Below are 12,720 nucleotides of genomic sequence, written 5' to 3' on the forward strand. Positions count from 1 at the left end.
CAAACGGCCCCGGATAGTGGATGCTGCAGGCAAGAATCCGATGAGAAAATTGCATGAAAGCCAGTACCCATCGCCTGATCACCCAGGCCGCCCTCTTGCAGTTAAGCCAGGCGCCCTCTTTGCCGGTGCAACACAGCCTGCAGCGCCTCACTCGTTATCGTCAGGCCATACTGGATGCCGCCGGGTTGGAAGATTGGTGGCCCCTGTGGCAACGGCTCTCCCATTGGCACTTCTATCGATCCAACGAGGATTTCCCCGAGCTGCACCTAATCCACCAAACCTCGGAGATCCGGCTCAGCCAACTGGAGAAACAGTTGGAGCGGCCTGAGTCCAATCTGCACTACGCCACCACGCTGGGTCGCATACTGCACCATCTGCAGGATATGTGCTGCCCGCCTCATGCCGTCCCCATCTATCATGGCCCGGGTCAGCCCGACCCCTTCGAGGAGCAGATGGATCTCTATCTGCCCAGCGTCGAGGCGGCACTGGCACCACTGCCCGCCCTACCCTGCCATGAACTTTCCGGCCTCTATCGCGCCGCCGCCGAAAGTACCCTGGCCTATATTGCCGATCTGGCCCACGGCCTCAAGGTGCAGAAGAATGGCCAGGCCATCACCCTCCCCCTGTCAACCTTTTGGCCGCGTCATGGCACCAGTGAAGCCGTCAGCGAGAAGGGGTTTGTTCAATACGGCCCCCTGGGCAAGCGCTGGGGCGAGCAACAGATCACAGTCGGCGGCAACCACTATCTCATCCCCGAGGGTGAATACCGCCGCCTCACCGAGGCCCTCTACCAGCGCGCCGTCTCTGTCTCCCGCCAAGGCATGGAGATGCTGATGGCCACCTATCCCATGGTCTGAGCGCCCAACCAAAGCCGCCAAACAGGAGGTATAGATGGCTGCGTGTCCACAACCCAGAGCCACCAAGCCTGATGGCAGCACCTACCTCTTCAAGCTGGAGCGGGACTTCAGCTACGAGTCGGGCTGGCAGCTGGCACACCCTTTTTACTCAAGGTGGCTGGAGATCTCTCCAAGCGGCACCATCACGGTCCGCGCCCTCCCCAACTCCTGCGGCGATGAGAGCCCATCCCCCCCGAAGCCATGCCCCTGTCAGCCCGAGTGTACTGAGTGGGAACATCAGGCTCGCTATGTCTGGGATGGCTGCACGCCCAAGTGGAGTCTGTTCAACCTGTGGGTGATAGGCACCCCTGATGGCCATATTGACCACAGAACCATGAAGCCCTACACCTATTACGCCTCCCTGGTCCACGATGTGCTCTACCAATATCTGGATTCAGTACCGGTCAGCAAGGAGCAGATCGATCGGCTCTTCTTGCAGATGTTGGGCGACTTCAAGCTAAGAAAGCTCTATTACTTTTGCGTCAAACACCTGGCCGGACGCGGTGTGATCCAGCATGGGTTGACGCACAAGCGCTAACGGGGAATAACCCGGTTATGGCGCGGCGAGCTGGCGAGATAGCCACTTTTTCTCCACAAATTAGCCCGCCATCATGCATGAACCCCACGCCTGCCCCGCCCTTGACATACACTTACACAGTAGAGCGGGGCGCTTGATATCCAGCATCAGCAGCGGTCGAAGGAGGCGTGATGAGTAGAGGGCGACAAGAGCTATGCCGACTGTTCTGCGCTGGCTTATTGGCTTGGCTGCTGACAGCCAGTGGCTCCGCGGCACCCGCACCCGAACCCGCACCAACGGTAGCCCTGGTGGTGAAGTCGATACATAACGAGTTTTTCCAACAGATGCTCTCCGGCGCGCAGGAGTATGCCGTCAAGCACCCAGGGCAATTACACCTGCAGCTCGAAGGTGTGCAGGCCGAGATAGATGTCACCGGACAGGAAAATATCATCAAGCGACTGATAGCGCAGAAGGTCGATGCCCTGATAGTGGTACCGACCGATTCGGTAGCCATGCTACCTGTGCTGATGAAAGCGTTGGCTGCCGGCATCCTGGTCATCAATCTGGACAACAAACTGGATGATAGAGCGCTAGTGCTCGAGGGGGTCAATATTCCCTTTGTCGGCCCCAGCAACTTCGCCGGGGCACGCAGCGTTGGCAGTTTTGTGGTGCAAGCCTTGCCGCCCGGCAGCAAAGTGGGGTTGATTGAGGGCGCCCCCGGTTCCATCAATGCGCGCGCCCGCAGCGATGGTTTCCGCGCCGCCTTACGGGCCGCCAACATGCAGATTGCCGGGATCCGCTCCGGCTACTGGGAGAGGGCGCAGGGACAGGCGGCAGCGGCTGAGCTGCTCCAGGCCGAACCTGAGGTCAGGGCCTTGCTGTGCGGCAATGACAACATGGCGATCGGGGCCGCCCAAGCCGTGGCAGAAGCGGGCAAGCAGGGCAAGGTGTTGATCGCGGGTTATGATTATATTCCCGCCATTCGCCCCTATATAGCCGATGGCCGGGTGCTGGCCACCGCCGATCAGTTTCCCGGTAAGCAGGCCCAATATGCGCTCGACCTGGTGCTGAATGCCCTGGCAGTGAAGAGTAGTCAAGCCGATCTGCCCGGCATAGTGCAGACGCCCGTGAAACTGGTGACCCGACATTAAGAGGAGTCGGCGCGTGAAGATAAGATGGTTAGCTATCTGGGCACTTACCTGGTGGAACACGGCGCTGCCGGCCACCCCTGCCCCTATGGAATTGACTATTTACGCCGATGCCTATCCCCCTTTCATCCAGCATGAAGGGGGGCAGCTGAACGGCCCTTACATAGAGGCCTTCACCCAACTGGCTGCGGATCAGGGCATTCGAGTCCATTATCAGCCGATGCCGATAAAACGCGTGATGAAGCTGATCGCCACACAGCAAAATAGCTGTGGTCTGGCGGTCTATTTTGCCCCCGGCGAGGCAGAAACCCTGAGTTACGTGGCGCGAGTGGCCCCCATCACCCTGGCTGTCTATGCCCGTCGTGGGGAGGTGGGCAAGCTCTATAACATCGAGGCGCTACGCAATTATCGAGTGGGCGCCATGGATGTGTCCGAACTCAATGAACTGCTCGACAATGCCGCCATCCACTACGAACCACTCGCCAAAACCGCGAAGGGGATTGCCATGTTACAGGCGGGGCGTTTCGAATTACTGGTCACGGATGTACTTCCTGAATTGGTGCTATCGAGCCAAACCGGGCCCAAGATTGAGCGCGTGATGATTTTGGCTCGAGTCGAGCGTTGGCTGGCCTGTCATCCCCAATTGCCGGTGACAGAACTCAACGCCTTGCGTCAAGCCATGCATGATGGAGTCTTTGCCGATTCGGTGGCCAACATCTGGCAACACTACGGTCTGAGCCCTGTCTATGACGAGGTGCGCCGGGAATGGGGGATCCCCCATTAGTCAAACAAGAGGTGCCAAGAAATCGAGGCGATACGGCAAGCCCCTGCCACCGCTCAGTGGCTAAGTCCGTCCCCCGGAGCCACCCCAAGGCGATGCTTATCCGCCTGCGCGTCTCGTCACGCCCCAGCCCATCCCGCTTCGCGCCCGGTTTGCTCCTCATCCACCAGGTTGCGCACCCATTTTCTGGATCGCACCCGGGCATAACCCCCCCCCAGACGCACCAACTCCTCCAACGAGAGCACCAGATAGACCCAGTAGATGGGCAGTTCGAAATAGAAGGCCATGAGAAACCCCGAAGGCACACCGATAAGCCAGGTGGCCAGGGACTCCATGGCAAAGACAAACTTGCTGTCACCCCCGCTGTTCAGCACCCCACCGGCCACTATCATGTTGGCCACCTTGACCCAGAGAAACGCACAGAACACCAGCACACACAGTTGCCCCAAGTGCTGAACCCGGGCCGAGGTGTGGTAGAGAGCCACGTAATGGGGGGCAAGCCAGGCGACCACCCCGCCTACCAGCAGGGCCAACCCTATGCCGATGCGGATCAGCTTGTGGGCATAGTCGATGGCTCCGGCGAAATTGCCCGCCCCCAGACGGTTACCCACCAGCACGGCAGCCGCCCCCGCCAGACCGGAGAGCAGGCCGATGGCGAGCCCCTGTAGCGGATACGTCATGGTCATGGCGGCGATATCCTCCGTGCCCATGCGGCCATACACCACGGCATAACCACTCTCCCCCAGCACCCACAGCAGCTCCGTCAGCACTATGGGCAGCGCCGTAACCCCAAAGCGCCGCAGCTGCCCTGGCTCCATGCCCCACAATTGGCCAAGATGGGTCACGGCCACCACATGCCGTTGCCAATAGGCGACCACCAGGAGGATGAGCAGCTCGATAACCCGGGAGAGGCCAGTTGCGATGGCCGCCCCCATCAAGCCCAGCTTGGGGCAACCGAAGTGACCGAAGATCAGCAGGTAGTTGAGCAACACATTGATGACCACGGCACTGCTGCTGGCATACATGGGTAACTTGACGTTGCCGGTACTGCGCAACACTGCGGAGTAGATCATGGTGAACATGCTTGGTAGATAACTGATGGCCAGCAGTTGGACAAAGATAGCCCCTTCGCTCAGTACCCTGGGATCCGTGGTAAAAGGCGACATGGCCTGCTGCGGAAAAAAGCCGACACCCAACGCCAGCGCTCCGGCAAACAACAAACCCAACCCCAGGCCGAACCCCAGCAGCTGCCGGATACGCAACTTATCCCCCTGCCCCCAATACTGGGCGCAGTAGATGGAGATCCCTGTGGCCAAGCCCGCCAGCACCACTGAGACGATAGAGGTCAGCTTGGCGCTTATCCCCACGGCGGCGATGGCCACCTCCCCCAACTGCCCCACCATCAGCTGATCCGTCATGCTCAGCAGCGACATGATGACGCTCTGTAATGTAATGGGCAGGGCGATACGCAACAGATCGGCGTTAAACTGTTTATCCTTAAACATGCTCGTTTCCCTCTTCGCTTCCTTACTCTCTTTTGGAGGTGCGTGGCGTGGCGCGGCACCGGCTGTGGTCAGCGCCCTGTCACCAGGCCTATGCTCCTGCCCTTCAGCTTAAAATATTCCAATGAATCCCACCACCTTGACTCAGCGCCATCACACCTGAGCGACGTGTCTGGATGATGACAACATGCTAGGGTAGGGCTTACCCCCTCTATCCGGAGCCTGCAATGCCCAGTCAGACCCCCTCTTGGCGCCGCGCCTTGGCCGACTACATCCGCGCCCAGGCCAAGCCTGTCGATAAATACTCCCACCAGCCGCGCCTCTATACCCAGGCCTGCCAACTGGCGACCACCCCCGAGTTGGCTGGCATAGCGCTGGATGACGACATCCTCTACGCCGCCTGCTGGCTCCATGATTTGGGGGTCTTCATCGGCCACAGACCCGAAGCGCCGGAGGCGCTGGCGCAGTGGGACAATCTGGCTTACGTGCTGGCCCAGGCTCCTGCGTTGCTGGCGGGTTGGGGCTTTCCCGAGCAGAAGATCCCGGCGGTTCTGGCCGCCATAGCCGAACACCTGCCACACGCCCAACCCAGCAGCCCAGAGGCGCTCTTGCTGCACGATGCGGATCTGCTGGAGCAATTAGGGGCCATAGGCCTGTTACGGGCCATCTGCAAGATAGGGCGAGACACCCGCTACGCCACCTTTGCCGATGTGATACCTGTCATAGCGCGGGCCGCTACTCTGGTGGGCAAGTTGCACAGCCAGGCGGCACGTCAAGCCGCCGAGCCACGCCTCGCCCTGTTGCAGCACTTCCTCTTGGCCGTGCAGGCCGAAGCTGGAGATGGCCCCCTGTAATGGCGCCACTCCGAGCCACGCCATAAACCACTAGAACACCCAGCCAAGCAAGTAGGCGGTCACAGCGGCAGGATGCGGCGAGCTGAGTCACGGCGCGTCGTTAATAGGTTGCTTTAGCGCCGCTGACGATGCGCTCAAAGAGCCCGTTTTGCTTTATCCGCTCCAGGGCCCTTTGCCACAAGGCGATTTCGGCATCGGGAATATCTCTTGAGCAGGCAATATAGAGATCTGATTCAACGACCTTGAGATTGGTTTGAACCAGGGCATCACTGGGCAGGCCGATTTTTTTCAGCAGATATGTCACGCCAAGGGGGGAGTCGCTGATGGCCAGCTCGCATCGGCCCAGCAGCAGTTTGCGGTATATCTGTTCAGAGTTGTACGCGGATGTGTCTAAATTTTTGAAACCGGCCTCTTTCAAAATGGTGGAGACAAGTCCGGTTTGCCGGCAGGCAATGGTAGAGACCTTTTTAGCATCCTCTAAGGTGTTGATGACCAGCGGGCTGCCTTTCTTCTTGTAAAAATAGATGGCATCCCTGCCAATTGGCCCTATCCATTTATAGTGATGCTCCCGCTCCTTCGTCCGGAAAAAAGAGAACATCATGGTTCTTTTATTGTTATCCAGCATCTTTCTGGCGCGGGCGCTAGGCAGTACCTGAATAGGGTCCTCTCTTCCTAACTCGCTGAGAAGCGCGGTGACTATGTCAACCGACACCCCCTTTAGCTGCGACGCCTCACTGTAGTTATAGGGAGGCCACTCTTCGGTGAGGAGGGTGATCGGCTCTAATGGGGCGGCACGCGAGCCGTTGTGCAAGCAACCGCATACTACGAGAACACACAGTAGCATCCGGTACACTCTGGACGGCATATTGGCCATGTTATCGGTTCCTCCGTCCAGTGAAATAGCAAAAGCGCATAGCCAGTCACTCTGGCTCCGCGTTACGGATGGCTCAGGCAGTGCTCCACCTCAAGGATATGCGCCAAGCAGCTGCAGTAAGTATAGAAGGCGCGCTACTTGGCAGCGCAATAGGGTGCCGGTTTTATGCCCGAGGGTGGAACTCCTCATGCAGGGCGTTAAGGCGTTCGCGCGCCACATGGGTGTAGATCTGGGTGGTGGAGAGATCCGCATGGCCCAGCAGCATCTGCACCACCCGCAGATCGGCACCGTGATTGAGCAGATGGGTGGCAAAGGCGTGACGCAGGGTATGGGGTGAGAGCTCGACGCCTATACCCGCCCGCTCGGCATAGAGTTTGATGCGATGCCAGAAGGTCTGCCGCGTCATCTGCTGGGCGCGGTTGGAGGGGAACAGCACATCCGAGGAGCAGGTACCCAGCAGGGCGCCGCGCCCCTCCCGTAAAAAGCAGGCAATCCAGTGCATGGCCTCCTCCCCCAGCGGCACCAGCCGCTCCTTGTTACCCTTGCCCACCACCCGCACCACCCCCTGCCGCAGGCTGATATTCTCCATGGTGAGCCCCACCAGTTCCGAGACCCGCAGGCCGCTGGCGTAGAGCAGCTCCAGCATCGCCTTATCCCGCAACTCCAGTGGCTCCTCGGGGTTAGGCTCCTGCAGCAGGGCCTCCACCTGAGCCTCGCTCAGATCCTTGGGCAGGCGCTGGGGCAGCTTGGGGCCCAACAGCAAGGCGGTGGGGTCATCCTCTCTTAGTTGTTCACGAATAAGATATTGATAGAAGCGGCGCAGAGCCGAGAGCAGGCGCGCGGTAGAGGTGGCCTTGAAGCCCAGATCCAGACGCCAGGCCAAGTAGTCATGAAGTACGGCCGCTTGCAGCGTCAGCAGGGAGTAACCCCGCTCATCCAGCCAGCTCTCCAGTTGTTTCAGATCGCTGCGGTACGCCGCCAGGGTCTGCTCCGCCAGCCCCCGCTCCAGCCAGAGTGCATCGAGAAATTGTTCCACTAGCGTATGCATCATGCCTCCCGGCCACCCACCTTGCGAACTGGGCCCATCTTACACAGGCCCGGAGTAAAGGCGCAAAATATTGGCAAAGCCCCGGGGCAGAGCACGGGAATAGCCACACCATGAACTAGGCAGCAGTGCGGAGCACCACTGCCCCTGTTATCCAGATCGTTTCACTCCCTAAGTTTTGCTAGCATACCCGGCAGGTTCAACCGCGTGGTAATCAGCATGAAGATCGGCCTCTTTTATGGCTCCAGCACCTGTTACACCGAAATCGTCGCCGAGAAGATCCAGGCCCTGCTCGGCAGTGACCTGGTCACTCTGCACAATCTTAAAACCACCCCCATCAAAGAGATGGAGCACTACCCGCTGCTGCTGCTCGGGATCTCCACCTGGGACTTTGGTGAAATCCAGGAGGATTGGTTGCAAAGTTGGGATGCCATAGCGGAACTGGATCTGCAAGGCAAGGGGGTGGCACTGTTCGGCTTGGGTGATCAGGCCGGCTACGGCGAATGGTTCCTGGACGCCATGGGCTTGCTGCATGACAAGCTGCTGACCCAGGGGTGCCAACTGGTGGGCTACTGGCCCAACGAGGGGTATGAATTCGAGGCTTCCAAAGCCTTGGTGGACGAGGGGCGTTACTTCGTCGGGCTGGCCCTGGATGAGACCAATCAATATGACCTGACGGATGAGCGTCTGGCCCGCTGGTTGCCCCAGCTGCTCGAAGAGCTGGCCTCGCTGAATCAGGGCTGAATGGGATGAAGAATAACCTGTTCTGACCTTTACCCCAGCAGATTCCCGGCATAGACTTAGAGTTAGATGAACAAAAAACAGACAGCTTAGTGCAGTTTGAGGAGGAGATTATGATCATTGGCGGTTCGTCGCTACCCAGCGCAGGCTATGGCATCAGCACCTTACCAGCTAAACCAGCCCTCACCCCTGAACAGAAGAACGGGGTGCAAAATGCTGCGCTAGAAGCACAGGATGCTCGCCAAGCCCAGCAAGCAGAGCAACAGACGGCCAAGCGTAGCGCCGCAGTTGGCGTGGCGGAGGTTAACAACCAGAAGCAGGTGGTCGAGAGCTATGTGAATGCCAGCAAGGAGTCTTCCGAGAGCTCGGTGGAAACCAATAATCGCTCCGGCTACACACTTGAACTCTATCAACAGCAGCAAAAAGCTCAGCAGTTACAAACCGCGCAACAGCTTGTCAGCTCTCCGCTGCAAAAACGGCTTGATGAGATGACGGGGAACAGCATGAGCCAGGGCCTCTACGTCTCCACCACGGTATAAGCCGCCACAACTACCGATGGCATGGCTTGAACGACACCTCCCCCGCGGAGGTGTTTTTTCATCTGGACATCAGAGCACAGATAAACCAAGGGGCGTCAGCGCCGCCCCTTGAGACTCAGTGATTTCTAAGCGCGAAGAGCTTTACTCATTTACCACGCTCAGTTGTGGGCCTCGCAGCAAGAGGCAGAGCCCCATGGCACACAGCGTTGGCAACAGCCAGGCCAGCCCCAGTTCAAACAGCGGCAAGCCGTGGAACAGGGAGAGATCAAACCCTGCGCTCTTGAGGCCATCGAGAGCACCAAACAGCAGGGAGACCAGCAGCACCAAGCGGAATGCCAGTGCCGGATGGGCAAAGCGCTCCTTGAGGAAGGTCATCACCACTAGGGCGACCGCCACCGGATAAATGGCCACCAGCACAGGGACGGAGAGCGTGATGAGCGCCGAGAGACCCACATTGGCAATCAGGGTACAGAGCAGGCTCATGACTATCACCAAGGCGCGGTAACTAAACCGTGGCCACAGGGTATGAAAGAAGTCAGCACAAGCCGAAGTCAACCCCACAGCCGTAGTCAAACAGGCCAGGGAGACTATGCCCGCCAGGACCAACTGGCCAGCCGGACCAAACAGGTGAGCGACATAGACGGAGACTATCTCACCCCCATTGTTAGGCGTGGCCACTAAGCCACCGGAACTCGCCCCCAACTGAAACAGCGATACATAGACCAAACAGAGCCCGGCGGCGGCAATCAGACCGGCGCGCACCAGATACCGCGTCTGCAATACCGGATCGGATACCCCCTTCTCCTTGAGCACATCGATGATCAGCATGCCAAACATCAGGGCGCCAAAGGTATCCATGGTGTTATACCCCTCCAGTAGTCCCTTAACGCCGGGGTTGACCAAATAGTCACCACTGGCCGCGGGCACGACACCCTGAGGCGCTACCAAAACGGCTACCGCCAACACCAACAAGAGCAGGACTAGCACAGGAGTCAGCACCTTACCTATGGCATCCAGCAAGCGCCCCGGAGTCAAGGAGAGCCACAAGGAGAGGCCAAAATAGCCCACGCTAAACAGCACCAGGCTAGCCGGGCCCGCCTGTTGACCCAGGAAAGGTTTGAGCCCCATCTCATAGGCCACCAGGCCCGTACGTGGGGTAGCAAAGGCCGGACCTATGATGAGATAAGCCGCGATGGCAATCGCAGTGCCGACGCCAGCTGGCAGCAGTTTCGTCATGGTCAACAGGCCGCCCCCGGCTCGGGCCACCGCCAGTATAGTGGCCAGTGGCAAGCCGACACCGGTCACCAGAAACCCGAGCATGGCCCAGCTCATCTGCTCACCAGCCAGAAAGCCCGCCATAGGCGGAAAAATGATGTTACCCGCACCCAAAAAGAAGGCGAAGGTCATAAAGCCCAGACCGATTACATCGGCCATTTTCATGGTATGACTCACAGCGAACTCCAACTCTACATCAGCTAAAACCAGGGGAAATCGATAGTCTGTGGCGATAGGACACCACCAGCGCGAACAACCATCCGTGGTAGCCGATGCAGCAGGATCACCTGATGCCCAGCGTCGCAAATAAGAGAGGGAGGATAAAGCAATAATATTTTTCGGCAAGGATCTGCTTATAGCTTCAGATAGAAGTCCCGAACCATATCGCCATATATATCGGAATATTGTTTCCCGTCAGTTGATAACACAAGGTCACTCACTATTGCCTGGTTTTTATCCCTAGAGAGCAGCAATAAAAAGCGATTTGGAACTTTGCCAGCCACCGGAATTAATCGCTGGCATTGCTGCAAGAAGAGCCCCATTTGTTCTGCCAGCACAATCAACTGCTGAGCCTGAAGCACAGGCAACACCAGGGCAATGCGCCCACCCGGAGCCAATAGCCGGAGGGCATGCGCCAGGAGCGAGTGATGGTCCAGCGTTGAGGTATGGCGAGCCTGCTGGCGCGTTGCCGAGGCAAATGACTGGCCATGGGGAAAGTAGGGAGGGTTGGAGACAATGAGGTCAAAGGGGGGGGACACCAACTGCTGTAACGCCCCAGTCACCACAGTGATCCGTTCAGCCCAGGGGGAATCGGCAACATTTTCAGCTGCCTGCGCGGCAGCGGCATCATCCAACTCCACCGCGACGATTTGGCAAGGGGCACGGGTGCGTTGAGCCAGCATCAGGGCAATGAGTCCGGTGCCGGTGCCAATATCCAGGATGCGACGAACCTCAGCCACCGGCGCCCAGGCCCCCAACGCCACACCATCGGTCCCCACCTTCATGGCACACCGCTCCTGACGCACGACAAATTGTTTGAAGGTGAAAGAGTCCCCGGCCATTTTGCGCTATCGCTCCTCGTTTTTTTACCCGGCATCTGCCGCAAGAGGCGGATTTTATCACGCTACTGCCCTATAATGTCCGGCCTGAATGAGTAAACGAGTATCACCATGTCTTTCGACGCCCTTGACCTTGATCCCTCCCTGCTGCGTGCCGTCGCCGAGCAAGGCTTCACCCGACCCACCACCATCCAGCAACAGGTGATCCCGGTCGCCATGGACGGACGGGACATCTTGGCCTCGGCCCCTACCGGTACCGGAAAGACAGCCGCCTTCTTGCTGCCCACCATGCAGCATCTGCTGGACTTCCCTCGCCGCCGTGCCGGTTCAGCCCGGGTGCTGATCCTGGCGCCGACTCGTGAACTGGCGTTGCAGATCACCGAGCATGCCCGCGCCCTGGCCGCTCACACCCATCTGGTCATTGAAACCATCATTGGTGGGGTCGAACACGAGAAGCAGCTCTCCGCGCTGACCGAAACCACCGACATCATCATAGCCACGCCAGGCCGACTGATGGAGTACATAGAGGCGGAGAGCTTCGATAGCCGCGCCATCGAGATCCTGATCCTGGACGAAGCCGACCGCATGCTGGACATGGGCTTCATCGGTGAAGTAGACCGCATTGTGGCCGAAGCCCGCTGGCGCCGGCAGACCATGCTCTTCTCCGCCACCCTGGAAGGAACGGGCCTGGTCAAGTTTGCCAATGAGGTGCTCAAGGATCCGGAGGAGCTCAATGCCGACTCCCCCCGCAGTGAACGCCGCAAGATCCAGCAGCTGATGTATCTGGCCGACACCCCGGAACACAAGTTTGCCCTGCTCTGCAATCTACTGCGTAGCGAAGAGGTCACCCGTAGCATCATCTTCGTCAAGACCCGGGAGCGTCTGGCCGAGATCTCGGCCCAGCTACAAGCCAGCGGCATTAACTGCGCCTGGATCCGCGGCGAGATGGAGCAAGAGAAGCGCAGCGAGGCCATTCGTCGCTTCCGCACCGAAGAGGTGAATGTGCTGGTCGCCACCGATGTGGCCGCCCGCGGGATCGATCTGCCGGATGTCAGCCATGTCATCAACTTCGATCTGCCCCGCACCGCCGATGTCTATATCCACCGCATTGGCCGTACCGGCCGCGCCGGTAAACGTGGCACGGCCGTCAGCCTGATCGAGGCCCATGACATGCCGATGCTGGCCCGCATCGAACGCTATACCGGCGAAGAGCTGCGCCGTCGCGTGATTGACGAACTGCGACCCCAGCACAAGACCGCCAAGGTCGGTGGCAAGAAGAAGCCAGACGCCAAGAAAGAGTTAAAGCGCGACAAGCGTAAGGAAAACGTGGTGGAAGAGCCACGCAAGAAGGAGCGGCTGCGCGACAAGAAGAACAAGGGCAAGCCAGACTGGGCCAAGAAGAAGGCGGCCAAAGAGGCCAAGGCTGCCAAGTCAGCCCCCGAAGGCAGCGACAAAGCCTGAGCCCCTCTGGCCAGGTGACAAAAGGGTGA

The 12,720-nt window shown here is 59.0% G+C and carries 13 protein-coding genes; 8 read left to right on the forward strand and 5 right to left on the reverse strand.

Going from position 1 to position 12,720, the window contains the following annotated elements:
- Positions 1-53 precede the first annotated feature (53 nt).
- The 4 genes from ACZYTD_RS00760 to ACZYTD_RS00775 all read left to right on the forward strand — a co-directional run bounded on the left by ACZYTD_RS00760 (position 54) and on the right by ACZYTD_RS00775 (position 3,345).
- Complete coding sequence (locus ACZYTD_RS00760) at positions 54-857, forward strand: phospholipase C/P1 nuclease family protein (protein WP_463887892.1); 804 nt, start codon at positions 54-56, stop codon at positions 855-857.
- Between the two features lie 34 nt (positions 858-891).
- Positions 892-1,434, forward strand: coding sequence for a hypothetical protein (locus tag ACZYTD_RS00765; protein ID WP_463887894.1), 543 nt, complete (start codon positions 892-894; stop codon positions 1,432-1,434).
- Positions 1,435-1,604: 170 nt separating this feature from the next.
- Positions 1,605-2,564: a substrate-binding domain-containing protein gene (locus ACZYTD_RS00770; protein ID WP_463887896.1), complete on the forward strand. Its 960-nt coding sequence runs from the start codon at positions 1,605-1,607 to the stop codon at positions 2,562-2,564.
- A gap of 13 nt (positions 2,565-2,577) precedes the next feature.
- On the forward strand, positions 2,578-3,345 hold the full coding sequence (locus ACZYTD_RS00775) for a hypothetical protein (protein WP_463887899.1): 768 nt from the start codon (positions 2,578-2,580) through the stop codon (positions 3,343-3,345).
- Positions 3,346-3,461: 116 nt separating this feature from the next.
- Here ACZYTD_RS00775 and ACZYTD_RS00780 read toward each other — a convergent pair whose 3' ends face one another.
- Positions 3,462-4,847, reverse strand: a complete 1,386-nt coding sequence (locus ACZYTD_RS00780; RefSeq protein ID WP_463887901.1) for an MATE family efflux transporter — start codon at positions 4,845-4,847, stop codon at positions 3,462-3,464.
- 224 nt (positions 4,848-5,071) lie between these two features.
- Here ACZYTD_RS00780 and ACZYTD_RS00785 point away from each other — a divergent pair, with 224 nt between their 5' ends.
- Entirely contained in the window at positions 5,072-5,698 is a 627-nt protein-coding gene (locus ACZYTD_RS00785; RefSeq protein ID WP_463887904.1) for an HD domain-containing protein, read from the forward strand.
- A 100-nt stretch (positions 5,699-5,798) separates the two neighbouring features.
- Here the strand turns inward: ACZYTD_RS00785 and ACZYTD_RS00790 are convergent, their stop codons facing one another.
- Positions 5,799-6,572, reverse strand: coding sequence for a substrate-binding periplasmic protein (locus tag ACZYTD_RS00790; protein ID WP_463887907.1), 774 nt, complete (start codon positions 6,570-6,572; stop codon positions 5,799-5,801).
- 163 nt (positions 6,573-6,735) lie between these two features.
- Positions 6,736-7,623 carry a site-specific tyrosine recombinase XerD gene (gene xerD / locus ACZYTD_RS00795; RefSeq protein WP_463887909.1) on the reverse strand — a complete coding sequence of 296 codons (888 nt, stop codon included), beginning with the start codon at positions 7,621-7,623 and terminating at the stop codon, positions 6,736-6,738.
- A 213-nt stretch (positions 7,624-7,836) separates the two neighbouring features.
- On the opposite strand from xerD, the gene fldB reads away from it, so the two are divergent.
- Positions 7,837-8,361 (forward strand): flavodoxin FldB, encoded by a 525-nt coding sequence (gene fldB / locus ACZYTD_RS00800; RefSeq protein WP_463887911.1) that lies wholly within the window; start codon positions 7,837-7,839, stop codon positions 8,359-8,361.
- 110 nt (positions 8,362-8,471) lie between these two features.
- Positions 8,472-8,897, forward strand: a complete 426-nt coding sequence (locus tag ACZYTD_RS00805) for a hypothetical protein (RefSeq protein WP_463887914.1) — start codon at positions 8,472-8,474, stop codon at positions 8,895-8,897.
- A 141-nt stretch (positions 8,898-9,038) separates the two neighbouring features.
- Here ACZYTD_RS00805 and brnQ read toward each other — a convergent pair whose 3' ends face one another.
- Both brnQ and ACZYTD_RS00815 read right to left on the reverse strand, forming a co-directional pair.
- Entirely contained in the window at positions 9,039-10,331 is a 1,293-nt protein-coding gene (gene brnQ, locus ACZYTD_RS00810) for a branched-chain amino acid transport system II carrier protein (RefSeq protein WP_463888457.1), read from the reverse strand.
- 194 nt (positions 10,332-10,525) lie between these two features.
- Positions 10,526-11,233 carry a tRNA1(Val) (adenine(37)-N6)-methyltransferase gene (locus tag ACZYTD_RS00815; RefSeq protein WP_463887916.1) on the reverse strand — a complete coding sequence of 236 codons (708 nt, stop codon included), beginning with the start codon at positions 11,231-11,233 and terminating at the stop codon, positions 10,526-10,528.
- Between the two features lie 102 nt (positions 11,234-11,335).
- Here ACZYTD_RS00815 and srmB point away from each other — a divergent pair, with 102 nt between their 5' ends.
- Positions 11,336-12,691, forward strand: coding sequence for an ATP-dependent RNA helicase SrmB (gene srmB, locus ACZYTD_RS00820; RefSeq protein WP_463888458.1), 1,356 nt, complete (start codon positions 11,336-11,338; stop codon positions 12,689-12,691).
- Positions 12,692-12,720: the final 29 nt, after the last annotated feature.

The organism is Pseudaeromonas sp. HNCC25DJ180 (assembly GCF_055413345.1).

Coding starts and splice junctions, on each gene's coding strand:
- ACZYTD_RS00805 (WP_463887914.1), top strand. CDS start 8,472: ATGATCATTGGCGGTTCGTCGCTACCCAGCGCAGGCTATGGCATCAGC.
- xerD (WP_463887909.1), bottom strand. CDS start 7,623: ATGATGCATACGCTAGTGGAACAATTTCTCGATGCACTCTGGCTGGAG.
- ACZYTD_RS00765 (WP_463887894.1), top strand. CDS start 892: ATGGCTGCGTGTCCACAACCCAGAGCCACCAAGCCTGATGGCAGCACC.
- fldB (WP_463887911.1), top strand. CDS start 7,837: ATGAAGATCGGCCTCTTTTATGGCTCCAGCACCTGTTACACCGAAATC.
- ACZYTD_RS00790 (WP_463887907.1), bottom strand. CDS start 6,572: ATGGCCAATATGCCGTCCAGAGTGTACCGGATGCTACTGTGTGTTCTC.
- ACZYTD_RS00815 (WP_463887916.1), bottom strand. CDS start 11,233: ATGGCCGGGGACTCTTTCACCTTCAAACAATTTGTCGTGCGTCAGGAG.
- ACZYTD_RS00760 (WP_463887892.1), top strand. CDS start 54: ATGAAAGCCAGTACCCATCGCCTGATCACCCAGGCCGCCCTCTTGCAG.
- ACZYTD_RS00770 (WP_463887896.1), top strand. CDS start 1,605: ATGAGTAGAGGGCGACAAGAGCTATGCCGACTGTTCTGCGCTGGCTTA.
- brnQ (WP_463888457.1), bottom strand. CDS start 10,331: ATGGCCGATGTAATCGGTCTGGGCTTTATGACCTTCGCCTTCTTTTTG.
- ACZYTD_RS00780 (WP_463887901.1), bottom strand. CDS start 4,847: ATGTTTAAGGATAAACAGTTTAACGCCGATCTGTTGCGTATCGCCCTG.
- ACZYTD_RS00785 (WP_463887904.1), top strand. CDS start 5,072: ATGCCCAGTCAGACCCCCTCTTGGCGCCGCGCCTTGGCCGACTACATC.